At 61.8% G+C, this 22,077-nt stretch carries 24 protein-coding genes; 17 read left to right on the forward strand and 7 right to left on the reverse strand.

Annotation, left to right across the window (positions count from 1 at the left end; genetic code table 11):
• Positions 1 to 6 precede the first annotated feature (6 nt).
• Positions 7 to 771: an amino acid ABC transporter ATP-binding protein gene (locus C4J86_RS05530; RefSeq protein WP_003171943.1), complete on the forward strand. Its 765-nt coding sequence runs from the start codon at positions 7 to 9 to the stop codon at positions 769 to 771.
• Between the two features lie 53 nt (positions 772 to 824).
• Here C4J86_RS05530 and C4J86_RS05535 read toward each other — a convergent pair whose 3' ends face one another.
• Positions 825 to 1,307 carry a type II toxin-antitoxin system MqsA family antitoxin gene (locus C4J86_RS05535; RefSeq protein ID WP_124369720.1) on the reverse strand — a complete coding sequence of 161 codons (483 nt, stop codon included), beginning with the start codon at positions 1,305 to 1,307 and terminating at the stop codon, positions 825 to 827.
• Entirely contained in the window at positions 1,304 to 1,615 is a 312-nt protein-coding gene (locus C4J86_RS05540) for a type II toxin-antitoxin system MqsR family toxin (RefSeq protein ID WP_124369721.1), read from the reverse strand. Before C4J86_RS05540 ends, C4J86_RS05535 begins: the two co-directional genes overlap by 4 nt.
• 159 nt (positions 1,616 to 1,774) lie before the next feature.
• Between C4J86_RS05540 and C4J86_RS05545 the strand changes: the two genes are divergently transcribed.
• From C4J86_RS05545 to dacB, 8 genes are all read left to right on the forward strand, one after another.
• The gene (locus C4J86_RS05545) at positions 1,775 to 2,434 is read left to right on the forward strand and encodes a FadR/GntR family transcriptional regulator (RefSeq protein ID WP_124369722.1); all 660 of its coding nucleotides are present in this window, start codon (positions 1,775 to 1,777) and stop codon (positions 2,432 to 2,434) included.
• Entirely contained in the window at positions 2,424 to 3,698 is a 1,275-nt protein-coding gene (locus tag C4J86_RS05550) for a CynX/NimT family MFS transporter (RefSeq protein WP_124369723.1), read from the forward strand. The genes C4J86_RS05545 and C4J86_RS05550 overlap by 11 nt, the downstream gene beginning before the upstream one ends.
• A gap of 227 nt (positions 3,699 to 3,925) precedes the next feature.
• Positions 3,926 to 4,741 carry a response regulator gene (locus C4J86_RS05555; RefSeq protein WP_124369724.1) on the forward strand — a complete coding sequence of 272 codons (816 nt, stop codon included), beginning with the start codon at positions 3,926 to 3,928 and terminating at the stop codon, positions 4,739 to 4,741.
• 197 nt (positions 4,742 to 4,938) lie between these two features.
• Positions 4,939 to 5,574 (forward strand): response regulator transcription factor, encoded by a 636-nt coding sequence (locus C4J86_RS05560; RefSeq protein WP_124369725.1) that lies wholly within the window; start codon positions 4,939 to 4,941, stop codon positions 5,572 to 5,574.
• A 69-nt stretch (positions 5,575 to 5,643) separates the two neighbouring features.
• Positions 5,644 to 6,114 carry a nuclear transport factor 2 family protein gene (locus C4J86_RS05565; RefSeq protein WP_124361412.1) on the forward strand — a complete coding sequence of 157 codons (471 nt, stop codon included), beginning with the start codon at positions 5,644 to 5,646 and terminating at the stop codon, positions 6,112 to 6,114.
• A gap of 36 nt (positions 6,115 to 6,150) precedes the next feature.
• Complete coding sequence (locus C4J86_RS05570) at positions 6,151 to 6,423, forward strand: GIY-YIG nuclease family protein (protein ID WP_124361413.1); 273 nt, start codon at positions 6,151 to 6,153, stop codon at positions 6,421 to 6,423.
• A 133-nt stretch (positions 6,424 to 6,556) separates the two neighbouring features.
• Positions 6,557 to 8,971, forward strand: coding sequence for a TonB-dependent receptor (locus tag C4J86_RS05575; protein ID WP_124369726.1), 2,415 nt, complete (start codon positions 6,557 to 6,559; stop codon positions 8,969 to 8,971).
• A 102-nt stretch (positions 8,972 to 9,073) separates the two neighbouring features.
• A complete protein-coding gene (gene dacB, locus C4J86_RS05580) occupies positions 9,074 to 10,531 on the forward strand; it encodes a D-alanyl-D-alanine carboxypeptidase/D-alanyl-D-alanine-endopeptidase (protein WP_124369727.1) in 1,458 nt (485 codons plus the stop codon).
• Position 10,532: 1 nt separating this feature from the next.
• On the opposite strand, the gene C4J86_RS05585 is transcribed toward dacB, so the two are convergent.
• Positions 10,533 to 11,312, reverse strand: coding sequence for an IclR family transcriptional regulator (locus tag C4J86_RS05585; protein WP_124369728.1), 780 nt, complete (start codon positions 11,310 to 11,312; stop codon positions 10,533 to 10,535).
• A 120-nt stretch (positions 11,313 to 11,432) separates the two neighbouring features.
• On the opposite strand from C4J86_RS05585, the gene hmgA reads away from it, so the two are divergent.
• The 4 genes from hmgA to C4J86_RS05605 all read left to right on the forward strand — a co-directional run bounded on the left by hmgA (position 11,433) and on the right by C4J86_RS05605 (position 16,175).
• Entirely contained in the window at positions 11,433 to 12,716 is a 1,284-nt protein-coding gene (gene hmgA, locus C4J86_RS05590) for a homogentisate 1,2-dioxygenase (RefSeq protein WP_124369729.1), read from the forward strand.
• A gap of 3 nt (positions 12,717 to 12,719) precedes the next feature.
• Positions 12,720 to 14,006: a fumarylacetoacetase gene (gene fahA / locus C4J86_RS05595; protein ID WP_124369730.1), complete on the forward strand. Its 1,287-nt coding sequence runs from the start codon at positions 12,720 to 12,722 to the stop codon at positions 14,004 to 14,006.
• A gap of 12 nt (positions 14,007 to 14,018) precedes the next feature.
• On the forward strand, positions 14,019 to 14,651 hold the full coding sequence (maiA, locus tag C4J86_RS05600; protein WP_124369731.1) for a maleylacetoacetate isomerase: 633 nt from the start codon (positions 14,019 to 14,021) through the stop codon (positions 14,649 to 14,651).
• 162 nt (positions 14,652 to 14,813) lie between these two features.
• Positions 14,814 to 16,175 carry an aromatic acid/H+ symport family MFS transporter gene (locus C4J86_RS05605; protein WP_124369732.1) on the forward strand — a complete coding sequence of 454 codons (1,362 nt, stop codon included), beginning with the start codon at positions 14,814 to 14,816 and terminating at the stop codon, positions 16,173 to 16,175.
• Here the strand turns inward: C4J86_RS05605 and C4J86_RS05610 are convergent.
• Positions 16,172 to 16,975: a SirB1 family protein gene (locus tag C4J86_RS05610; protein WP_124369733.1), complete on the reverse strand. Its 804-nt coding sequence runs from the start codon at positions 16,973 to 16,975 to the stop codon at positions 16,172 to 16,174. The two genes, C4J86_RS05605 and C4J86_RS05610, sit on opposite strands and share 4 nt — an antisense overlap.
• A gap of 188 nt (positions 16,976 to 17,163) precedes the next feature.
• Between C4J86_RS05610 and C4J86_RS05615 the strand changes: the two genes are divergently transcribed.
• Positions 17,164 to 18,183, forward strand: a complete 1,020-nt coding sequence (locus C4J86_RS05615; RefSeq protein ID WP_124369734.1) for a Glu/Leu/Phe/Val dehydrogenase dimerization domain-containing protein — start codon at positions 17,164 to 17,166, stop codon at positions 18,181 to 18,183.
• 54 nt (positions 18,184 to 18,237) lie between these two features.
• On the opposite strand, the gene C4J86_RS05620 is transcribed toward C4J86_RS05615, so the two are convergent.
• Positions 18,238 to 18,498 carry a YebG family protein gene (locus tag C4J86_RS05620; RefSeq protein ID WP_003171979.1) on the reverse strand — a complete coding sequence of 87 codons (261 nt, stop codon included), beginning with the start codon at positions 18,496 to 18,498 and terminating at the stop codon, positions 18,238 to 18,240.
• Positions 18,499 to 18,773: 275 nt separating this feature from the next.
• Here C4J86_RS05620 and C4J86_RS05625 point away from each other — a divergent pair, with 275 nt between their 5' ends.
• The 3 genes from C4J86_RS05625 (at position 18,774) to C4J86_RS05635 (ending at position 20,002) form a co-directional block, all read left to right on the forward strand.
• Positions 18,774 to 19,034, forward strand: coding sequence for a DUF6124 family protein (locus C4J86_RS05625; RefSeq protein WP_124369735.1), 261 nt, complete (start codon positions 18,774 to 18,776; stop codon positions 19,032 to 19,034).
• 176 nt (positions 19,035 to 19,210) lie between these two features.
• Entirely contained in the window at positions 19,211 to 19,393 is a 183-nt protein-coding gene (locus C4J86_RS05630; protein ID WP_124369736.1) for an antitoxin, read from the forward strand.
• A gap of 120 nt (positions 19,394 to 19,513) precedes the next feature.
• Positions 19,514 to 20,002, forward strand: coding sequence for a phosphate-starvation-inducible protein PsiE (locus tag C4J86_RS05635; protein ID WP_057724703.1), 489 nt, complete (start codon positions 19,514 to 19,516; stop codon positions 20,000 to 20,002).
• On the opposite strand, the gene C4J86_RS05640 is transcribed toward C4J86_RS05635, so the two are convergent.
• Complete coding sequence (locus C4J86_RS05640) at positions 19,999 to 20,316, reverse strand: DUF3509 domain-containing protein (RefSeq protein WP_124369737.1); 318 nt, start codon at positions 20,314 to 20,316, stop codon at positions 19,999 to 20,001. The two genes, C4J86_RS05635 and C4J86_RS05640, sit on opposite strands and share 4 nt — an antisense overlap.
• 325 nt (positions 20,317 to 20,641) lie before the next feature.
• The gene (locus tag C4J86_RS05645) at positions 20,642 to 22,018 is read right to left on the reverse strand and encodes an L-serine ammonia-lyase (protein WP_124369738.1); all 1,377 of its coding nucleotides are present in this window, start codon (positions 22,016 to 22,018) and stop codon (positions 20,642 to 20,644) included.
• Between the last annotated feature and the right edge of the window lie 59 nt (positions 22,019 to 22,077).

Genomic DNA, 22,077 nt, shown 5'->3' on the forward strand with positions numbered 1-22,077 from the left:
GATGTGATGAGCGAAGCGATCAAACAGCCTGTGAGCCCTGAAGGCATTATCCAGATGCAGGGCGTCAACAAATGGTACGGCCAGTTCCATGTGTTGAAAGACATCAACCTCAACGTCAAGCAGGGCGAGCGTATCGTGCTGTGCGGCCCGTCGGGTTCGGGCAAATCCACCACCATCCGCTGCCTCAACCGTCTGGAAGAACACCAGCAGGGCCGCATCGTGGTCGATGGCGTGGAATTGACCAACGACCTCAAGCAGATCGAGGCGATCCGCCGTGAAGTCGGCATGGTGTTCCAGCACTTCAACCTGTTCCCGCACCTGACCATCCTGCAGAACTGCACGCTGGCGCCGATGTGGGTGCGCAAGATGCCCAAGCGCAAGGCCGAAGAAATCGCCATGCACTACCTTGAGCGCGTACGCATTCCGGAGCAGGCCCACAAGTTTCCGGGGCAACTGTCCGGCGGCCAGCAACAGCGCGTGGCGATTGCCCGCGCGCTGTGCATGAAGCCGAAAATCATGCTGTTCGATGAGCCGACCTCGGCCCTCGACCCGGAAATGGTGAAAGAAGTACTCGACACCATGATCGGCCTGGCCGAAGACGGCATGACCATGTTGTGCGTGACCCACGAAATGGGCTTTGCCCGCACCGTGGCCAATCGCGTGATCTTCATGGACAAGGGCGAGATCGTAGAACAGGCGGCGCCGAATGATTTCTTCGACAACCCGCAGAACGATCGGACCAAGTTGTTCTTGAGCCAGATTCTGCATTGATGGATGCTTGAAAAAATAAACCCGGCCTGGCCGGGTTTGTTTTTTTAGAGGGTTCAGGAGGCCTTGAGCGCTTCCCGGTCCGTATTGATGGTGTGGCTGAATCCGCGCATGTCAGCGCCCTCGGCCAATACTCTGGCATCGGCAAGTAAGTGCGGGTATCGATCCAATAGCCGCATCAGCAGCACCAAGGGTTTGGAGGGCAGAAGCTCGCCGCGCTCGTAGCGTGAAAAAGCGTTGTGACCGCCACCGGATAGCAGCTCGACCGTTTCCTTTTGCGTAAGGTGCAGCTTGCGACGGATGCGTTTCATTTCGGTGCCGATCATTTGCCGTGCGGCGTGGACGAGTTCATCACCGGCCGCGCCGTGGCGCTCAGCACTGTCAGGATCATGCATGCCGTCCCCACACTGCTGGCATTCCCAACCCGACAAATTATCGACACGCCGCTCCATACCGTTGACACGCAGGGTTTCGCTGCGGTTTTCGAAGCGCGTCATAGCGTCGGGTGCACCGCAGATGAAGCAATGTTGAGTTCTCATGAGCTCTTCTTCTTAAAGGAGATCACTGGAGGGTTACCGACTGAGCAGTAAGTGACCTTGATGTAAATCTCCAGACCGTGTGAATTGATGTGATACACGTCCTGCCACACCCGATGATCGGCATAGGTGGTCATTGATTTGTACAACATCCTGTTTTGCAATTCGAAAATGACCTCTTGCATCTCAGGGATGTCGAGGCCGAGACGCCAACCCGTTTCCTTTGCCGCGAGCGTAAAGGCCCGATTTCCGAGCCGCCTGACATCCGCCTTGATCACCGCCAGATCGTAATGAGGTGTGTACTTTTCCATAAGACACCTGAGTCCAATAATTACCCTCTGAGGGTAATTTTACCAATCGAAAATTCTGTTCTTTTTCCTGCCTGAAAATCCTAGTGCGTTGCCTTTGTAGGCAACTCCGAATAGGCTGTAGGAAAATTCATCCTATGATTGGACGAAAGCGCAAAGCTCATGACAGACATCGCCCCGTTGATCAAACGCTCCCTGGTGGACCAGGCCCTGGAGCAGTTGCGCTGGCGCATAACCGAAGGAAAATGGGCCATCGGCGAACGCCTGCCCACCGAACCGGAGCTCTCCGCCGAGCTAGGCATCAGCCGCAACACCGTACGAGAGGCCATGCGTGTATTGGCGTTTTCCGGCTTGATCGAAATCCGCCAGGGCGATGGCAGCTATTTGCGCTCGATGACCGACCCGCTGGGGGCGATGCGTGCGTTGTCCCATTGCTCGCTGGAACAGGCGCAGGAAACGCGGCAGATCCTCGAAGTGGAAGCCATCGGGCTCGCGGCGTTGCGCCGTAGCGATGACGACCTCGTCGCGCTACGCCAAGCCCTCCAGGCCAGCGCCGCGTTGTATCACGGTGAACTGGAGGCCTACATCAGCGCCGACCTGGTGTTCCACCAATGCTTGGTGGACGCGGCGCACAACCCAGCCCTAAGCGAGCTGTACCTTTATTTTTCAAGCATCGTCGGCGCCCAACTGCGCCAGACCCTGAACACCTCGCCGCGTCGCCAGGCCGTGTTCGACCTGCATATCGCCCTGCTCGACGCCGTGGAACACCAAGACCCGGAACGCGCCAAATCCCTCTGCCGGCAGTTAATCAATGAACCTTGAAGCCCCAAACAAGCAACGTGCAGCCGAACTGGAAGAATTGCTGATCGATGCCGAAGCCGACGACGAGCTGGTCCAGCAGCACGAGCCGGTGGTCAGCCGGCCGTGGCTGTTGCTGCTCGGCCTGGTCCTGGTGGCGTTGAACCTGCGCCCGGCGTTGTCGAGCCTGTCGCCGCTGCTCAGCGAAGTGTCCGCCAGCCTGGGTTTGTCGGGGGCCAGGGCCGGTTTGCTGACCACCTTGCCGGTGCTGTGCCTGGGGCTGTTCGCGCCGCTGGCGCCGATCCTGGCCCGGCGTTTTGGCGCCGAGCGCGTGGTCCTGGGGATTCTGCTGACACTCGCCGGCGGCATCATCCTGCGCAGTTCTCTCGGGGAATTCGGGCTGTTCGCCGGTAGCCTGCTGGCCGGTGCGAGCATCGGCATCATCGGTGTGTTGCTGCCGGGCATCGTCAAGCGTGATTTCGCCAGGCAGGCCGGCGCCATGACCGGTGTCTACTCCATGGCCCTGTGCCTGGGCGCGGCCCTGGCTGCTGGCGCGACCGTGCCCTTGAGCCATTATTTCGCGGGCAGTTGGGCCATCGGCCTGGGCTTCTGGATGGTCCCGGCCCTGGTGGCGGCGCTGTTCTGGTTGCCCCAGGTCGGCCAGAAACAAGGCGCCCATCAGGTGGCTTACCGGGTCAAGGGCTTGCTGCGCGACCCGCTGGCCTGGCAGGTCACCGTGTATATGGGCCTGCAATCCTCCCTGGCCTACATCGTGTTCGGCTGGTTGCCGTCGATCCTGATCGGTCGAGGCTTGAGCGCCACCGAGGCCGGGCTGGCGCTGTCGGGCTCGATCATCCTGCAGTTGTTCAGTTCCCTGGCCGCGCCGTGGCTGGCCACACGCGGCAAGGACCAGCGCCTGGCAATCGTGGTGGTGATGCTGCTGACGCTCGGCGGTCTGTTCGGTTGCCTGTATGCGCCACTCGATGGCCTGTGGGGCTGGGCGATTCTGCTGGGCCTGGGGCAGGGCGGTACCTTCAGCCTGGCGCTGACCTTGATCGTGCTGCGCTCCCGGGATTCCCATGTTGCCGCCAACCTGTCAGGCATGGCCCAGGGCATTGGCTACACCCTCGCGTCGATGGGCCCGTTTGCGGTCGGCCTGGTGCATGACTGGACCGGCGGTTGGGCGGCGATCGGTTGGATCTTCGCCGTGATCGGCCTCGGCGCGATTATCGCGGGCCTTGGCGCCGGTCGTGCACGCTACGTAAACGTCACCAGCGAGAAAGTCTGAAGGCAGACACTTTCGACAGTGCCTGCATGGCACGCCACTCCAGTGCGCTGCCAGTGGATGGTGGCTTTTTCGTAGTTGTTGTATCGGCTTTCAATCACTCAAAAGGTTATCTGTTTCTGGTCGATAACGCCCAACAGGATTAGGCAATCATTCCTGCATAGGGCCCCCATGGCGATTGCATCAGTGTCACAGGTTGCCGCTGGATCAATAGCCATGGAGAGGGAGTGATGGTTTCGCCGCAAGGTTCAACCCCAGGAGCGAGCCGCAAACCAGATCTGCCGGTTGTCCCCCCGCTTCATTGGCAGCACATGAATATCCTGGTGGTGGAGGATCATTCAGCCTACCGGCTGCTGTTGGGCTGGATGTTGCAGAAGCTGGGCCTGGGGTACGAGTTGGCCGCCGATGGGTTCATGGGGCTGAAGGCGTTTACCCGCCGGCCCTTTGATTTGGTGATCTGCGATTGCCAGATGCCGTTTATGGATGGTTACAGCATGGCCAGCGCCATTCGCCAGCATGAGCACGACCACGGATTGAGGCGAGTACCGATCATTGCCTTGACCGCCAATCTGCAAAACGATACCCCCCGGCGCTGTCGCGAAGCGGGCATGGATGCCTGGCTGCTCAAACCACTGACCCTGGAACAATTGCACGCCGTGCTGATGCACTGGCTGCCTGGCAGTGATGCTCCGCAAGCCGGCCAGGAGACTGCGCCAGCCCCTGGCTGGCCAACCCGCGCCACGCTTGTCGCGACGTTTGGCAGCGACGCGATCGTCGATCAGCTGCTCGAAGGCCTGCTGGTGGAAGCCTGGGAAGACTATCGCGTCTTGCGCCAAGCCTGTTCAACGCGCAACGCCTCACTGGCTGCCGAACGCCTGCATCGCCTGGTGGGTAGCCTGGTATTTCTGGGCGGCAGCGACCTTGAGTCCACTGCCACGCAATTGATCGAGCAGGTCCAGTCCGGCGATGTTGCTTCCCACTCGGTGCAACTGGAGCTGTTCCAGGCACGTTTGTGCGTTTATCTCGAATACTTGTCCCGTCTCTGAATCCGCGCCTGCAAGGGCTTTTCGTTTCCGAGTGAGCTGGTTTTGACTGTAGGTGTTTTCCTGTTGTTTTGTAGGCAAAAATTTAGCTAGTACAGAACATTGGGCGTGGCTGCAAGTGACGCTTTGTTAGCTGTTGTTGATGATTGCCGGCGGAGGTATTTTGCGCTGATTCAAGTTGCAATCATTCGTGGGTACCTATGCTTCGAGTAATTATTGCTGACGATCACCCTATTGTTCGCATCGGGCAAAGGGTCGTGATCGAGGCGAATGGAAGATGCACAGTGGTCGGTGAGGCCGAAGGTCCTGATCAGTTGCTTGACGTGTTGAGCACAACCCCGTGCGACGTGCTGGTCACGGATTTCGCCATGCCAGGCGGCCAGCAGGCCGATGGCTACGGTTTGTTGGGCCTGCTGCATCGCCAGTATCCGCAGGTGCCGGTGATTGTGGTGACGATGTTCGCCAGCATCGCCATCTTGCGTGCAGCTTTTTCCCATGGTGTGCGCGGCGTGGTCGCCAAGAGTGCTTCGGCCAAGGAGTTGCCCCAGGCGATCAAGGCCGTGTGTGCGGGCCAGACCTTCACCAGCGAATCCCTGCGCTTGCAGTTGGTGGAGTCGGGGGTGGGCGACCAGTCCGGGCAGCCTAAATTGTCCGACAAGGAACGCGAGGTGGTGCGAATGTTGGCCAGCGGCATGACAGTCAGCCAGATTGCGGCACAGGTCAACCGCAGTATTTCCACCATCAGCAAGCAGAAAAGCACGGCCATGCAACGTTTGAGTATTTCGACGGATGTCGATTTGTTTGCTTATGCGCGCGATACGGGAATGGTGCCGTAGAAAGCAATGGCATTCTCGTGTTACGCGGACTATCGTTCGGCATCCCTGTTCATCCTGCGAAAACTGCCCATGAGTGATGCCCATAACGCCCTGATCACTGAGTTCTATAGCGCCTTTCAGCGCCTGGATGCCGAAGCCATGGCCGCCTGTTATACCCAGGACGTGGTGTTCAGCGATCCGGCCTTCGGCGAACTGCGCGGGCAGGACGCCGGCGACATGTGGCGCATGCTCACCACTCGGGCCAAGGATTTTTCCCTGACCTTTGACAACGTGCGCAGCGAGGGCAACGCGGGCAGCGCGCACTGGGTGGCGACCTACCTGTTCAGCGCAACCGGCAATACGGTGGTCAACGATATTCAGGCGCGCTTCGTGTTTCGTGACGGCAGGATTTGCGAGCATCACGACCATTTCGACCTGTGGCGCTGGTCGCGCCAGGCGTTGGGCACCAAGGGCCTGTTACTGGGCTGGACGCCCTTGGTGAAAAACGCCGTACGCGCCCAGGCGCGCAAAGGTTTGAAGGCATTCCAGGCCGGTCGTTGATAAGCTGGGTGCTTCTGTACAGTGCCGAATCCCGTCGTGAACACGCCTGAATCCAAACCCTGGTTCGTCTACCTGGTGCGCGCCGCCAATGGCTCGCTGTATTGCGGCATCAGCAATGACCCGGTGCGCCGGTTCGCCACTCATCAAAGCGGCAAGGGCGCGCGGTTTTTCCTCTCCAGCCCGGCCGTTGCGCTGGTGTATACCGAGCAATGTGCGAGCAAAGGCGAAGCACTGCGCCAGGAACGCTTGATCAAGAAATTGAAGAAGAGCGCCAAGGAGTGCCTGGCGACCAGTGCTTCATCAGGCTGACTGACAGGTTCCCATCAGGCGCCATAACAAAATATTTGCAAACAAGGGTGAGGTAAACCGCTCGCCCATCCGTGTAGTGCTTGAAACTGCGATCAATTCGCATTAACAGCGTTTTTACACGGGTGCTCACAGCATGAAATCGACGGCGGGCGGTAGGCTCAAACAATGGCTGGGAGCCTCGGTATTTTCAGTCTCGGCGCTGGCGTTGCTGCCCCTGGCCGTGGCACAGGCGCAGGAACAGCAAAGCGCCCAGTTCACGTTTGCTCTGGCGGCCAAACCACTGCCCCAGGCGCTGAGTGATTTCAGCCGGGTCACCGGGATCAGCGTGATCTATACCGATGAAGCGCCTTACGGCCTCAACGCCCCGGCGCTCAACGGGCAGATGAGCGCGACCCAGGCGCTGCAACGCCTGCTGGGCAACTCCGGCTTCACCTTCCGCCAGATCGACGCCCGTACCCTGGCGCTGGAACCGCTGCCCGCCGACGGCGCGGTCAATCTCGGCGCCACCACCATCAGCGCTGCCAGCCCTGGCCAGGACAGCACCAGCTACCAGCCGCCGCCGACCAGCTCGGTGATGCGCTCCCAGGGCCTGCTGCTGGAAACCCCGCAAACCGTCAACGTGGTACCCGCCCAGGTCTTGCGCGATCAACAACCGCGCAACCTGGATGACGCGCTGGGCAATATCAGCGGCATCACCCAGTCCAACACCCTTGGCAGCACCCAGGACGCGGTGATGCTGCGCGGCTTCGGCGACAACCGTAACGGCTCGATCATGAAGGACGGCATGCCGGTGGTGCAGGGCCGTGCGTTGAACGCCACCGCCGACCGCGTGGAAGTGCTCAAGGGGCCGTCGTCGTTGCTGTACGGCATCCAGGACCCGGGCGGCGTGGTCAACATCGTCAGCAAAAAGCCCGAGTTGGTGCAGTCCACGTCCTTGACCGCGCGCGGCTCGACCTTCGGCAGCGGCAAGAATGGCAGTGGCGGCAGCCTGGATACCACCGGCCCGATTGGCGACGGCGGCCTGGCCTATCGCCTGATCGTCGACCATGAAGACGAAGACTACTGGCGCAACTACGGCACCCACCGCGAAACGCTGGTGGCGCCGTCGCTGGGTTGGTATGGCGACTCGACCCAAGTGGTGTTCGCCTATGAGCACCGCGAGTTTCTGTCGCCGTTCGACCGCGGCACGGCCATCGATCCAAAAACCAATCACCCGCTGAACATCCCTGCGACGCGCCGCCTGGATGAGCCGTTCAACAATATGGAAGGCCGCTCCGACCTGTACCGCCTGACCGTCGACCACGACCTGAACGACGACTGGAAGGCCCACTTCGGCTACAGCTGGAACCGTGAAACCTATGACGCCAGCCAGGTGCGCGTGGTCAAGGTCAACACCAACGGCACCCTCACCCGCAGCATGGATGGCACCCAAGGCGCGCTGACCACTGACCGCTTCGCCACCGCCAGCCTTGAAGGCAAGGTCGATGTGGCGGGCATGCGCCACGACCTGGTGTTCGGGCTGGACGATGAATACCGCAAAATCCACCGCGCCGAGCTGATTCGCCAGGCGCCACGCGGCAGTTTCAACTACAACGATCCGGTCTACGGCAACGAAGTGGCGGGCTCCAATGTCAGCGCGCCGGACAGCAACCAGACCGATCTGCTGCGCAGCGATTCGCTGTTCTTCCAGGACGCCATCCACCTGAACGACCAATGGATCCTGGTGGGCGGCGCGCGCTACCAGATGTACGACCAATACGCCGGCAAAGGCGTGCCGTTCACTGCCAACACCGACGGCAACGGCCAGAAGTGGGTGCCGCGTGCCGGGCTGGTGTATCGCTACACCGACGAACTGTCGTTCTACGGCAGCTACACCGAGTCGTTCAAACCCAACTCCACCATTGCGCCGCTGGCCAACAAAACGGTGCTGGAGGGCAGCCTGCAGCCGGAAGAATCCAAGGCCTGGGAGCTGGGTACCAAGTTCGACCTGCCGGGGCGCATCACCGCGAGCGCCGCGCTGTTCACCATCGATAAGCGCAACGTGCTGGTGCAGGTGGGCGAGGGGCTGACCTCGGTCTACAGCGTGGCGGGCAAGGTGCGTTCCCGTGGCCTGGAGCTGGATGCCAGCGGCCAACTGAGCGATAAGTGGAGCCTGATCGGCAGTTACGCCTACACCGATGCCGAGGTCACCGACGACCCGACGCTCAAAGGCAATCGCCTGCAAAACGTGGCGAAAAATACCGCGTCGCTGTCGGCCGTGTATGACTTCGGCAGCCTGCTGGGTGGCGATCAGCTGCGCGTCGGTGCCGGTGCGCGCTACGTGGGCGAGCGGGCAGGGGATGCGGCCAACAGCTTCGAATTGCCGAGCTATACCGTGGCCGATGCGTTCGCCAGCTATGACACCAAAATCGACGGGCAGAAGGTCAAGTTCCAGCTCAATGTGAAAAACCTTTTCGACCGCACTTACTACACCTCTTCGGTGAACACACAGTTCGTGTCCATCGGTGATGCGCGGCAGGTGTCGGTGTCCAGCACCCTTACCTTCTGACCGGATTTGCTTTTTTGTGGGAGGAGGGGGATTGCACCCTCCCACATTGACACCTGAGCTGTTAGCGTTGCCGGCATTCGATGCCTACGGAAAACGCTACTGATGCACTTTGGACGATGGTTACACACCAGCGCGCTGCTGGTCGGCTTGAGCTTGTTACTGGGCGGCTGCGCCAGCGTTTCACACCTCGCCACCCCAGCGGCGCTCGACCAACTGTTGGCCGACCCGGCGTTGCGTGGCGCCACGGTTTCACTGACGGTGCGCGACGTACGCAGCGGCGACATGCTGTATCAACACAATCCGAGCACGCGGTTGGTGCCGGCTTCCAACCTCAAGCTGCTGACCACCACGGCGGCGATGGATGTGCTGGGCGCGCAATACCGCTTCGCCACGCAGCTGCTCAGTGACGGCACGCGCCAGGGCGAACGCCTGACCGGCAACCTGTACCTGCGCGGCCTCGGCGACCCGACCTTGCAGCTCGCCGACTACCAGGCCCTGGCGGCGCAATTGGCCAGCCAGGGCATCCGCCAGGTCCAGGGCGACCTGGTGTTCGACGACACCTGGTTCGACGCTGAGCGCTTGGGGGTCGATTGGTCCCAGGATGATGAAACAACCTATTACGGCGCGCAGATTTCGGCGCTGACCGTGGCGCCCAACGCCGATTTCGACGCCGGCAGCGTGCTGGTCACGGCCACGGCACCGATGCGGACCGGCCTGCCGGTGACGGTCGAGATTTATCCGCCCACCGACTACCTTCAACTGAGCAACCGCGCCCTCAGCGGGCCGGGCAACACCTATGGCGTCAACCGCCGGCATGGCACCAACCTGTTGCAGCTCAGCGGCACCGTTGCGCCGGGCAGGCAGAGCGAGCAACTGGTCAGCGTATGGGAGCCGACGCAACTGGTGGCCAACCTGTTCGAGCAGGCGCTGGCGCGGCAATGCATCCAGGTGATGGGGCGCCGGGTGATCGGTGCTGCGAGCCCGGCCACGGCGAACGTGCTGGTCGAGCATCGATCGGCGCCCTTGCAGGAATTGATCACGCCGCTGCTCAAGCTCTCCAACAACAACATGTCCGAAGCCTTGCTCAAAGCCATGGGCCGCAAGACCGCCAACAGCGGCACGGCGGCGGCGGGCGTGGCGGCGGTGGCCGGGTTTCTCGAGCGACAGGGGGTGGATACGAGTACCTTGAGCCAGGTGGACGGCTCGGGCCTGTCACGGCGTAACCTGCTGTCGTCGCAAACCCTGACCGACCTGCTGCTGGCCGCAAGCAAACAGCCGTGGTTCGATGCCTGGTACAACGCATTGCCAATTGCCGGCAACAGCGATCGTATGACCGGCGGCAGCTTGCGCTATCGGCTGCACGCCACGGCCGCCGAGAACAACCTGCACGGCAAGACCGGTTCCATGAGCGGGGTGTCGTCCCTGAGCGGTTACCTCACAGATGCCCAAGGACGGCGACTGGTGTTTGCGATGATCAGCAATAACTACCTGAGCGACACCGCCAGCATCCATGCTCTGGAAAACCGCCTGGCCGTGGCTCTGGCGCAGTGGCACGACTGACTCAGGGCTGATAACCCATACGCCAACTCACGGCCCGGGTCGCCGCCAGCAAGCGCTGCGCCGCCGGGCCGTCTTCATCGGCGTGGAACAGCGAAGTAGGGCCGACCACGGTCATCACCGCCGCCACGTGCCCCACGGCGTTGAACACCGGCGCCGACAACGCATCCACCCCCGGCATCAGCAAACCATGCACAAAGTGCAGGCCACGCTGGCGGATCTGCTCGCAGGTGATGGCGTAGGCCTGGTCGTCCGCCAGGGTATGGGCGGTGCCGGCCTGGATTTCGCGCTCGCGCAATTCCACGGTTTCCCGAGTCGGCAGATAGGCGCTGAACACCAGCCCGGTGGACGAACTGAGCAGCGGCAAGACTGAACCCAGTTGCGTCACCACCGTAACCGCGCGCACCGCCGGTTCGATGTGCACCACGGTCGCGCCCTGGTTGCCCCACACCGCCAGAAAGCAGGTTTCATTCAAGTCATCGCGCAGCTCCGCCAGGGGCATCGCGCCGACTTTCAGCACATCCATGCTGCCCAGCGCAGCCAAGCCTACGCGCAAGGCTTCGCGCCCCAGGCCATAGTGGTTGGTGGCGGCGTTCTGTTCAGCAAAGCCCGAGGCGATCAGCGCCTGCAGGTAACGATGGACCTTGCTCGCCGGCATCTGCACATGCTCGGCCAGGCGCGACAGTGAAGTGGCCGGCGACAGTTCGGCCAGGGCCTTGAGGATATCGGTGCCCACTTCGGCCGAGCGGACTTTCTGTTTACCGGTGTCGCGGGGCTTTTCCATGGGGGTGCGAGAATCCGAGAGATGAGTGGGCGTCTTTATAGCTTGACGGTCCATGGCGATCAAATTACGTTAAGCGTAACTCGATTACGATAAAAACAACTGACCCCCAGAGGATGCTCCATGAACCTCGAATACCTGTCGGGCTTCGGCAATGAATTCGCCAGCGAAGCCCTGCCCGGCGCGCTGCCCGTCGGCCAGAACTCGCCGCAGAAAGCGCCCTACGGGCTGTACACCGAACTGTTCTCCGGCACCGCGTTCACCATGGCGCGCAGCGAAGCCCGGCGTACCTGGCTGTACCGCATCCAGCCATCGGCCAATCACCCGGCCTTTAGCAAATTGGAGCGGCAGTTGGCCGGCGGACCTCTGGGCGCGGTGACGCCGAACCGGCTGCGCTGGAGCCCGCTGGACATCCCAGGCGAGCCGACTGACTTTATCGACGGGCTCGTAGGCATGGTCGCCAACGCCGGGTCGCAAAAGCCGTCAGGCATCAGCATCCACACTTACCGCGCCAACCGCTCGATGGAGCGCGTGTTCTTCAATGCCGACGGCGAACTGTTGATCGTGCCCGAACAGGGCCGTTTGCGTATCGCCACGGAGCTGGGCGTGCTGGAGGTCGAGCCGCTGGAGATTGTGGTACTGCCACGCGGGCTCAAGTTCCGCGTCGAACTGCTCGACGCCCAAGCTCGTGGCTACGTCGCCGAAAACCATGGCGCACCGCTGCGCCTGCCGGACCTGGGCCCCATCGGCAGCAACGGCCTGGCCAATCCGCGCGACTTCCTCAGCCCGGTCGCCCACTACGAAGACCTCAAGCAGCCGACCACGCTGGTGCAGAAATTCCTCGGCGAACTCTGGGCCTGCGAGCTCGACCATTCGCCGCTTAACGTGGTCGCCTGGCACGGCAATAACGTGCCGTACAAGTACGACCTGCGTCGCTTCAACACCCTCGGCACGGTGAGTTTCGATCACCCGGACCCGTCGATTTTCACCGTATTGACCTCGCCCACCAGCGTGCACGGCCTGGCCAACCTTGACTTCGTGATCTTCCCGCCGCGCTGGATGGTGGCCGAGAACACCTTCCGCCCGCCGTGGTTCCACCGCAACCTGATGAATGAATACATGGGCCTGATCCAGGGTGCCTACGACGCTAAGGCCGAGGGTTTCCTGCCCGGCGGTGCGTCGCTGCACAGCTGCATGAGCGCCCATGGCCCGGACGGCGAGACCTGTACCAAAGCGATCAACGCGGACCTGGCGCCGCACAAGATCGACAACACCATGGCCTTCATGTTCGAGACCAGCCAGGTGCTGCGCCCCACCCAGTTCGCCCTGGAATGCCCGCAACTGCAACCCGCTTATGACGCGTGCTGGGCTTCGCTGCCCGCCACCTTCAACCCGAATCGGAGATAACCCATGACTCAACCCACACAGACCCGCAGCTGGGTCGCCTCCGCCAACGGTCACGCGGATTTCCCCCTGCAGAACCTGCCGCTGGGGGTGTTCAGCATCAACGGCTCGGCGCCGCGCAGTGGCGTGGCGATTGGCGACGCGATCCTTGACCTGCACGCCGCCCTGGATGAGTTTGACGGTGAAGCGCGGCGTGCGGTCGAGGCGACTGCGGGCGGCCAGTTGAACGCCTTTTTCGAACTCGGCCGCGGCCCACGCGTGGCCTTGCGCGAGCGCCTGCTGGAACTGCTCGCCGAAGGCAGCAAGCTGCAAACCCGCGAGGCGCAGGTGTTGCACCGTGCCGCCGATTGTCAGATGCACTTGCCTGCCAAAATCAATGATTACACCGACTTCTATGTCGGCATCGAACACGCGCAGAACGTCGGCAAACTGTTCCGTCCCGACAACCCGCTATTGCCCAACTACAAGTACGTGCCGATTGGCTATCACGGCCGTGCCTCGACCATTCGTCCCTCGGGTACGGATGTGCGCCGCCCCAAGGGCCAGACACTGCCGGCCGGCCAGGCCGAGCCCACCTTCGGCCCCTGCGCCCGCTTGGACTATGAACTGGAACTGGGCATCTGGATCGGCCAGGGCAACACCATGGGCGACGCGATTGCCATCGGCGAAGCGGCCGAACATATCGCCGGTTTCTGCCTGCTCAACGACTGGTCGGCACGCGATATCCAAGCCTGGGAATACCAGCCGCTCGGGCCGTTCCTGTCCAAGAGCTTCATCACCAGCATCTCGCCCTGGGTCGTCACGGCCGAAGCGCTGGAGCCGTTCCGCAAGGCGCAACCGCCGCGACCCGAAGGCGATCCGCAGCCGTTGCCCTACCTGCTGGACCCTCGCGATCAAAAGGCCGGCGCCTTCGATATCGAGCTGGAAGTGCTGCTGACCACCGCATCGATGCGTGAGCAGAACCTGCCGGCCCATCGCCTGACCCTGAGCAACACCCAGCATATGTACTGGACCGTGGCGCAAATGGTTGCGCACCACAGCGTCAACGGCTGCCAGCTGCAGGCCGGTGACCTGTTTGGTTCGGGCACGCTGTCGGGGCCGCAGCCAGGGCAGTTCGGCAGCCTGCTGGAGATCACCGAAGGCGGCAAAAAACCGATTGAACTGGCCTCCGGCGAGGTGCGCAAATTCCTCGAAGACGGCGATGAAATCATCCTGCGTGCGCGCTGCAACCGCGAAGGCTTTGCCTCCATCGGTTTCGGCGAATGCCGTGGCACTGTGGTCGGCGCACGCTGAGGGGGCGGGGTGATGGAACTCTATACGTACTATCGTTCGACCGCGTCCTACCGGGTGCGCATCGCCCTGGCGCTCAAGGGCCTGGATTTCACGGCGGTGCCGATCAATCTGCTGGTGCCGGCAGGTGGAGCCAATCGCCAGCCCGAGTACCTGGCGATCAATCCACAAGGGCGTGTGCCTGCCTTGCGCAGCGACGGTGAACTGTTGATTCAGTCCCAGGCGATCGTCGAATACCTGGAGGAACGTTATCCCCAGGTACCGCTGCTCTCCAAAGACCTGGCGGCGCGTGCCCACGAACGCGCCGTGGCATCGATCATCGCCTGTGATATTCACCCGTTGCACAACTCCAGCACCCAGAACCTGCTGCGCCAGTGGGGCCATGATGAGGCGCAATTGCTCGAGTGGATCGCGCATTGGATCAGCCAGGGACTCGGTGCGGTGGAGCAGTTGATTGGCGATCACGGGTTCTGCTTTGGCGAACAGCCGGGCATGGCCGATGCGTTCCTGATCCCGCAGCTGTATGCAGCCGAGCGTTTCAAGGTGCCGTTGGCGGCGTACCCGCGTATCGGGCGGGTGGCCGCACTGGCGGCGCAGCATCCGGCGTTCGTGCAGGCGCACCCGGCCAATCAACCTGACACACCATAATTCCCATAACTTGCACAGAAACAAAATGTGGGAGGGGGCTTGCCCCCGATAGCGGTGTGCCAGCTATGAATATGTCGACTGGCACACCGCCATCGGGAGCAAGCCCCCTCCCACAGTTTTTGATCAGCGCCAGCCAATAAAAATAATGAAAGGTACCTTGCGATGCACAATCAGATTGCCAGCTTTCGCGCGGCACTCGACGCCCGTCCGGTGTCGCGCTATCAGTGGTTGATTCTCCTGCTATTGGCATTGCTACTGGTGACCGATGGCTACGACGCCCAGGTGCTCGGCTATGTCGTGCCGGCATTGGCCAAGGACTGGGGCCTGGAAAAAGCCGCGTTCGGCCCGGTATTCAGCGCCAACCTGCTCGGCCTCACAGTGGGCTCGCTGCTGGTGACGCCACTGGCGGACCGGTTCGGTGTGCGGCGCATTCTACTGGCCTGTGTGCTGATCTACGCCAGCCTCACCGTATTGATGGTGTTCGCCAACTCCCTGACCACGCTGATGGCCGCACGCTTTATCTGCGGCATCGGCATGGGCGGCGCGATGCCCAGCGCCATGGCCTTGATGTCGGAATATTCGCCGCCACGCATGCGCACCCTGATGGTGACCCTGGCAGCCTGTGGCTTCTCGTTCGGCGGCGCGGCCGGTGGGTTTGTGGCGGCGGGGTTTATCGACGGTTTCGGTTGGCAGGCGGTGTTCCTGGCGGGCGGTGTTACGCCGCTGCTGTTGTTTCCGTTCCTGGTGTGGCGGTTGCCCGAATCCCTGCCGCGCTTGCTGCGCGATGCGCCGCCCTACGCGCGCTTGCACAAGGTCACGGCGCGCATGTTGCCCGATTGGCGGGCGCCCCTGGCGAGCGAGGCGCAGAATCGCCAGGAGCAGGGCGGCCGGTTGACCGTGGTGGAGCTGTTCCGTAACGGCTACGCGCGCCCCACGGTGCTGATCTGGGCGACCTTTTTCGTCAGCCTGATCCTGCTGTATTTCATGATCAGCTGGCTGCCGTCGCTGTTGCTTGAAAGCGGGCTGGCGCTGAACCAGGCCAACCTGGTGACCTCGCTGTTCCTGTTTGCCGGCACAGTGGGCGCCATCGGCATGGCCTGGTTCGCCGATCGGCTGAAAAGCAAAGTGCGCCTGTTGTCCGCTGTGCTGGCAGCGGCGGCGGTGTGCACTGTGCTGCTGGGCCTGAACCATGACAATCCGCGTTACCTGGTGGCGTGCGTGTTTGCCGCCGGGTTCTGCATCATCGGCGGGCAACTGACCCTCAATGCGTTCGCCAGTAATTTCTACCCGGCGCACGTGCGCGCCACCGGCACGGGCTGGGCATTGGGTGTGGGGCGATTCGGCTCGATCCTGGGGCCGTTGTTCGGCAGCCTGCTGCTGGCGATGCATATTCCGGTGCAGCAGATTTTCTTCTTCTGTGCGATCCCAGCAGTGATTGCGGCGCTGTTGATTATTCAGGTGCGATCGCCCGGCGTGAGCGAAGCCATGAAGCCGTCGCCGGGCGACCTGCTCAAGGCGCGTTAATGCCCCACTGAATTGGGCGGCAGGTGCCCCAGCCGCTCGGTCAGGCGCAGGCGCTGGATAGGGTCTTCGCTGAGCATCAGCGCGTGTTCCAGGTCAAACCGCTCGGCGCTCGGGCAGTCCAGGCGCTGATACAGGCTGGCCCGCGCCAGGTAGTCGGCGGCGCTGGCATTGCCCAGTTCGAGCACACGCTCGGCATCCGCCAGGGCGGCCAGTGGTTCGTCGTTGGCGAGGTACAGCTGGCGCAGGTTACGTGACAGCCGCTGCAGGATCGCGCGCGGATCGGCGCTGTGCAGGTGCTCTGCCTGCAGTTTGAGATTGGCTCCGTACTGGCGGTGCAGCAGTTCGCGACAGTCGTTGGGGTACAGCCGCCGACCGCCGCAGGGGTCCAGCAGGTGATCGGCGCCGGGTACCCGCAGCAGGAAGTGGCCGGGGAAATTCACCCCGACCAGGGGTATCTCCAGGCGCCGCGCCAGCTCCAGCGCGATCAGGCCCAGGGCCAGGGGTTGCCCGCGTTTACGTTGCAATACCTTGTCCAGCAACGCGGCGGCGGGGCGCAGCGGGGTGAAGTCATCCTGGGCAAAGCCCAGGTCGTTCATGCAGCGCAGCAGCGGCTGGCCCAGTTCATCGGCCGGCAACGTGGGCATGCCCAGGCTGACCTGTTGTTGCAGCAGGCCGAACGCCTGCAGGATCAGTTGTGGCTGTACGCCAGCATCATGCTCGGCCGCAATCCACAGCGCGGCTTCGAACAGCGCAGGGGGTGAACGGTCCAGGCAGGCGAAAAAGGCTGTGCGGGGATTCATTGCATTCTCCGGCGGATGCCCTCGTTTTAGCCTTGCTGCGAATTTTCGTCCAGCATCTTAAGTAAATATCCCACGCTCTTATGCCGCGAGTCCCACGAAACGGGGACGCTTATTCCAGTGCGATCGAGCAGTTTGCTGTTGTCAGCCTATACTTGGGCCACTACCAGAAGTGATTCGGGAGCACGACGATGTTTGCGCTCATGCACAGCACCCGCCTGGAATCGCTGCACCTGAGCGTCGACCCGGTGAGCGGGCTGAAGGCGATCATCGCCATTCATAACAGCCGCCTGGGCCCGGCCCTGGGCGGCTGCCGCTATCTTGCCTACCCCGATGATGAAAGTGCCGTGGCGGATGCCGCGCGCCTGGCTCAAGGCATGAGCTACAAGGCCGCTTTGGCGGGCTTGCCGGTGGGCGGCGGCACGGCGGTGATCCTGCGCCCCGCCCATGTGGAGAGCCGCGCAAGCCTGTTTGAAGCCTTCGGTCGCTGTGTGGAGCAACTGGGCGGGCGCTACATTACCGCCATCGACAGCGGCACCTCGGTCGCCGACATGGATTGCATCGCCCAACACACCCGGTTCGTCACCAGCACCACGGCCGCCGGCGACCCTGCACCGCATGCGGCCATGGGGGTGTTCACCGGCATCCGCGCCACCGCCATGGCCCGCTTGGGCAGCGACAACCTCGAAGGTCTGCGCGTGGCGGTGCAGGGCCTGGGCAATGTCGGTTACGCCCTGGCCGAACAACTGCACGCGGCAGGCGCCGAACTGCTGGTCAGCGACATCGACCACGGCAAGGTGCAACTGGCCATGGAGCAATTGGGCGCCCACCCCATCGCCAACGACGCTTTGCTCAGCACGCCCTGCGACATCCTCGCGCCTTGCGGCCTGGGTGCGGTGTTCAATCGCCAGAGCGTCGGCCAGCTGCGCTGCGCCGCCGTGGCCGGCTCCGCCAGCGCGCAATTGACCAACCTGCAAGTGGCCGACCAACTGGAAGGGCGCGGCATCCTCTACGCCCCTGACTACGTGATCAATTCCGGCGGCCTGATCTACGTCGCGCTCAAACACAGCGGCGCGGAGCTGCCGAGCATCACCGCGCACCTGTCCAACATCGGCAAGCGCCTGACCGAAGTCTACGCTCATGCCCAAGCCGAAAAACGCTCCCCGGCACGGGTCGCGGACGAACTCGCCGAGCGCCTGCTGTACCAATGACCAGGCATTAAAAAGGCCCTGAATCCATGATTCAGGGCCTGTTCAATTCGGGCTTTATTCCGCCGCCGCGTTCAGCAACTCGGACAACGCGTCCGGCTGGCTCTTGAACGCCTTGGCAAATACATCGCGGTTCTTCGCCATGTAGATCCCGGCTTCCTCCACCTGCTGCTCGCTCAAGGACGGCACGGCTTTTTGCAACACTTCTGCCAGCAACTCAGCGAGTTCAAGCATCTTGTCATGACGGTCAGCTTCGGCTTTATCCATGAACAAACGCTCCAGATCTCGGCTGCTGCGGTATACCACTTCGACGGCCATTCACCACCTCACATGCCTTCACGATAGTTGTCTTTTGCGACTACTGTATTTATATACAGCGAAAAGCATAAGCCAAACGCCGGGGTTTGGATAGTAGGTTTTTAATGTAGTTGGGAAATGGGGGGTTGCTACAGCGGAAATTTCGCACAGCACGTCGAGGTTGCTGAGCAATCCTACGGTGGCTTACCTTTCACGGGCTTTGCATTCGCATGGCCGAGCTTGGCGGCTCGATTTAAGGGAAGGAGAACCTACGTGTTTACTTTTGGAGTCGTACCATGGAAAGAAATACCTCAGTCAATACCGACCATCTGAATCTAGAGCCGCCTGTCACGCTTTTCAGTGTAACCCCTAACAATGACACGGAAACTTTGCTGGCCAACGCCAGTGAAACCTTGAACAGCGCCCGTGAAATGGCCGACACGCTGGCCTTCGACCTTGAAGGTCCTCAACGAAGCTTGGCGTTGGCTATTCACCAACTGTTAGAACTAGGCGGTTTGTTGGTGGACCGGGCGCTGGAACAAGTCGCGCCCGTCTGAGGCCCTCAACACCTTTGCCGAGCGAGTTGGTTGTGGCGAGCGAGCTTGCTCGCGCTGGCTGCGCAGCAGCCCCAATTCAGGCAAAGGTGTACTTCGAGAGAGATCACAGTGACAGGCATTGGGGGCGCTGCGCACCCATCGGGAGCAAGCTCCCTCGCCACACAAGAGGCGTTCATATGAAAAATGAGTGTTTTGAAAGCCCTCAAAGCTGGGATGACGAGCCGGCCTACGACCAATGGTTTCGAGCCAAGGTGCAAAAAGCCTTGGATGACCCATGCTCAGGCATTTCTCATGAAGAAGTCATGAGCGAGATGAACGCACTCATCGAGTCGAAGCTTTCACTCCATCAAGCCGATTAAGTGCCTAATATCAGCCTGCCACCATCTCACTACCCGGCCTCTGGCCTTTTTTCTGCATGCAGAACAACCGTCACGTCCCTCCCGCATTATCCGGTCGAGCCGACCTAAGGAAACATCATCGTGAAAATCAACTGGGCCGAAAAGCTGCGTCAACAAGTCCATGGGCTGGCCGAGTCGCTGGGCAATCTGTTTGTGGAGTCGTTCCACTACCTGGCGCTGTTCGCCATCGGGGCGGTCACTGCCTGGGCGGCGGTGATGGAGTTTCTCGGGATGCTGGAGAACGGGCATATCAAGATCGATGACATCTTGCTGCTGTTCATCTACCTGGAATTGGGCGCCATGGTCGGGATCTATTTCAAGACCAACCACATGCCGGTGCGTTTCCTGATCTACGTGGCAATCACCGCGCTGACGCGTCTGCTGATCTCCAACGTGTCCCATCACAACCCGCCGGACGTGGGCATTATCTACCTGTGCGGTGGGATTCTGCTGCTGGCCTTCGCGATTCTGGTGGTGCGCTACGCGTCGTCGGCCTTTCCGTCGGTGAAGGTCGAAGGCCCGCGTCGCAAGGGGGAGGCGAGCCTGGAAACCGAGAAGGGCGAGCTTTAAAGCCCGACGCTGAACGGCAGGTTACGGGTGGGCGGTGGCTGCAAGAGCTTGTGATTGTCGCCATCGGTCATCACCGCGAGGATTTCCATGGCGCTGTGACCCTGCTCGATGGCGATGCCGAACTGGATGCTTTGCACCAGGCGCTTGAGCCGTTGCGGGTCGTTGCGTTGTTCGGCGCTGATCATGCGTTTGGCCACTACGCCGCTGTCATCGGAGAGGGTGAGCATGATGCTGCCGTCCAGCCGCTGGATGCTCAGGTTGACGCGGTATTGCGGGCTGAAGGTGTCGGTGATGATCTGAAAAGGGTTGTCCATGGTGCGTTACCGCCTGATAAGAACATGCAGTCATTGACGACCGGTGTCGGGAATAGTTCGTGGTGCCTGACCACCGGCCAAAGTCCGTTTTCCTCAGAGGCTGTACAGCAAGGGCCGTGCCGTACAGCGCACTGCCAGACGATCAGCAACCCATGTGGGAGGGGGCTTGCCCCCGATAGCGGTCTTCCAGCCGAGCATTTATTGGCTGACACACCGCTATCGGGGGCAAGCCCCCTCTCACATTTGATACAGGTTGTGCCTGGGAACGGTGATCCGTTTCAGGGCAGTACGCAAAAAACGACCGCTGACGGCGCAGTCATCCCGGTCAGCACTCCACCCAGCTGACCGCCAGGCCGCCCCGTGACGTTTCTTTGTATTTATCATGCATGTCGGCGCCGGTATCGCGCATGGTGCGGATCACCCGGTCGAGGGAAATGAAGTGCTTGCCGTCGCCGCGCAGGGCCATTTGGGTGGCATTGATCGCTTTGACCGCCGCGATGGCGTTGCGCTCGATGCACGGCACCTGCACGAGCCCGCCAACCGGGTCACAGGTCAGGCCGAGGTTGTGTTCCAGGCCGATTTCGGCGGCGTTTTCCAGTTGCTCAGGTGTAGCGCCGAGGATCTCTGCCAGCCCGGCGGCGGCCATGGCGCAGGCCGAGCCGACTTCGCCCTGGCAGCCGACTTCGGCACCGGAGATCGAGGCGTTCTTCTTGCAGAGGATGCCGACGGCGGCGGCAGCCAGAAAGAAATTGACGACGTCGTCATCGCACGCGTCGGCGTTGAACTTCATGTAGTAATGCAGCACCGCCGGGATGATCCCTGCCGCGCCATTGGTCGGTGCGGTGACCATGCGTCCGCCAGCGGCGTTTTCTTCGTTGACGGCGAGGGCGAACAGGTTGACCCACTCCATGGCTGATAAGGTCGAAGTGATCACGTTGGGCTTGCCGATTTCCAACAGGCTGCGGTGCAATTTCGCAGCGCGACGCGGTACATCCAGGCCGCCGGGCAGAATGCCTTCATCGCGCAGGCCTTGTTCCACACACTCGCGCATCACCGACCAGATATGCAGCAGGCCGCTGCGGATGTCTGCGTCGCTGCGCCATGCCCGTTCGTTGGCCATCATCAACTGCGAAACCCGCAGGCCGTGCTGGTTGCACAAGGCCAACAGCTCGACGGCGCTGGAAAACTCGTAGGGCAATTGCACATCGCTGGTGGGCGCAATGCCCGACGCGGCTTCGGCAGCTTCGATGATGAAACCACCGCCCACCGAATAATAGGTTTGCTCGCTTAGCAGGCCGCTGTCGCCATAGGCGTGCAGGGACATGGCGTTGGGGTGGTAGGGCAGGCTTTCGTCGAGCAGCAGCAGGTCGGTGTGCCAGTCGAAGGCAATGTTCTGCTGGCCGGCGAGGAGCAGTTGGCCGGACTCGCGCAGTTGCTGGATGCGTGCGTTGATCGAGGTGGGGTCGATGCGATCCGGCCATTCTCCCATCAAGCCCATCACACAGGCGCGGTCGGTAGCGTGGCCGACGCCGGTAGCTGACAGCGAACCGTATAAACGCACTTCGACGCGGCGGGTTTCACTGAGCAATCGTTGGTCGGTCAGCGCCTGAGCAAAGGTCGCCGCAGCGCGCATCGGGCCGACGGTATGGGAGCTGGACGGGCCAATGCCCACCTTGAATAGATCGAAAACGCTGATAGCCATGCTAAAGCCTTACAAGCAATGGAGTAGAAATCGCTGCCATGTTTGTAGAGCAGTCGGGA

The organism is Pseudomonas sp. R2-7-07 (assembly GCF_003852355.1).
Classification (GTDB): Bacteria; Pseudomonadota; Gammaproteobacteria; order Pseudomonadales; family Pseudomonadaceae; genus Aquipseudomonas.

Excerpts from the sequence above, each read along its gene's own strand:
- fahA (WP_124369730.1), top strand. The coding sequence starts at position 12,720 with ATGACTCAACCCACACAGACCCGCAGCTGGGTCGCCTCCGCCAACGGT.
- C4J86_RS05575 (WP_124369726.1), top strand. The coding sequence starts at position 6,557 with ATGAAATCGACGGCGGGCGGTAGGCTCAAACAATGGCTGGGAGCCTCG.
- C4J86_RS05540 (WP_124369721.1), bottom strand. The coding sequence starts at position 1,615 with ATGGAAAAGTACACACCTCATTACGATCTGGCGGTGATCAAGGCGGAT.
- C4J86_RS05535 (WP_124369720.1), bottom strand. The coding sequence starts at position 1,307 with ATGAGAACTCAACATTGCTTCATCTGCGGTGCACCCGACGCTATGACG.
- C4J86_RS05545 (WP_124369722.1), top strand. The coding sequence starts at position 1,775 with ATGACAGACATCGCCCCGTTGATCAAACGCTCCCTGGTGGACCAGGCC.
- C4J86_RS05620 (WP_003171979.1), bottom strand. The coding sequence starts at position 18,498 with ATGGCCGTCGAAGTGGTATACCGCAGCAGCCGAGATCTGGAGCGTTTG.
- C4J86_RS05555 (WP_124369724.1), top strand. The coding sequence starts at position 3,926 with ATGGTTTCGCCGCAAGGTTCAACCCCAGGAGCGAGCCGCAAACCAGAT.
- C4J86_RS05610 (WP_124369733.1), bottom strand. The coding sequence starts at position 16,975 with ATGAATCCCCGCACAGCCTTTTTCGCCTGCCTGGACCGTTCACCCCCT.
- hmgA (WP_124369729.1), top strand. The coding sequence starts at position 11,433 with ATGAACCTCGAATACCTGTCGGGCTTCGGCAATGAATTCGCCAGCGAA.
- C4J86_RS05645 (WP_124369738.1), bottom strand. The coding sequence starts at position 22,018 with ATGGCTATCAGCGTTTTCGATCTATTCAAGGTGGGCATTGGCCCGTCC.
- dacB (WP_124369727.1), top strand. The coding sequence starts at position 9,074 with ATGCACTTTGGACGATGGTTACACACCAGCGCGCTGCTGGTCGGCTTG.
- C4J86_RS05550 (WP_124369723.1), top strand. The coding sequence starts at position 2,424 with ATGAACCTTGAAGCCCCAAACAAGCAACGTGCAGCCGAACTGGAAGAA.
- C4J86_RS05565 (WP_124361412.1), top strand. The coding sequence starts at position 5,644 with ATGAGTGATGCCCATAACGCCCTGATCACTGAGTTCTATAGCGCCTTT.
- C4J86_RS05625 (WP_124369735.1), top strand. The coding sequence starts at position 18,774 with ATGGAAAGAAATACCTCAGTCAATACCGACCATCTGAATCTAGAGCCG.
- C4J86_RS05560 (WP_124369725.1), top strand. The coding sequence starts at position 4,939 with ATGCTTCGAGTAATTATTGCTGACGATCACCCTATTGTTCGCATCGGG.
- C4J86_RS05605 (WP_124369732.1), top strand. The coding sequence starts at position 14,814 with ATGCACAATCAGATTGCCAGCTTTCGCGCGGCACTCGACGCCCGTCCG.
- C4J86_RS05630 (WP_124369736.1), top strand. The coding sequence starts at position 19,211 with ATGAAAAATGAGTGTTTTGAAAGCCCTCAAAGCTGGGATGACGAGCCG.
- C4J86_RS05530 (WP_003171943.1), top strand. The coding sequence starts at position 7 with ATGAGCGAAGCGATCAAACAGCCTGTGAGCCCTGAAGGCATTATCCAG.
- C4J86_RS05585 (WP_124369728.1), bottom strand. The coding sequence starts at position 11,312 with ATGGAAAAGCCCCGCGACACCGGTAAACAGAAAGTCCGCTCGGCCGAA.
- C4J86_RS05640 (WP_124369737.1), bottom strand. The coding sequence starts at position 20,316 with ATGGACAACCCTTTTCAGATCATCACCGACACCTTCAGCCCGCAATAC.
- C4J86_RS05615 (WP_124369734.1), top strand. The coding sequence starts at position 17,164 with ATGTTTGCGCTCATGCACAGCACCCGCCTGGAATCGCTGCACCTGAGC.
- maiA (WP_124369731.1), top strand. The coding sequence starts at position 14,019 with ATGGAACTCTATACGTACTATCGTTCGACCGCGTCCTACCGGGTGCGC.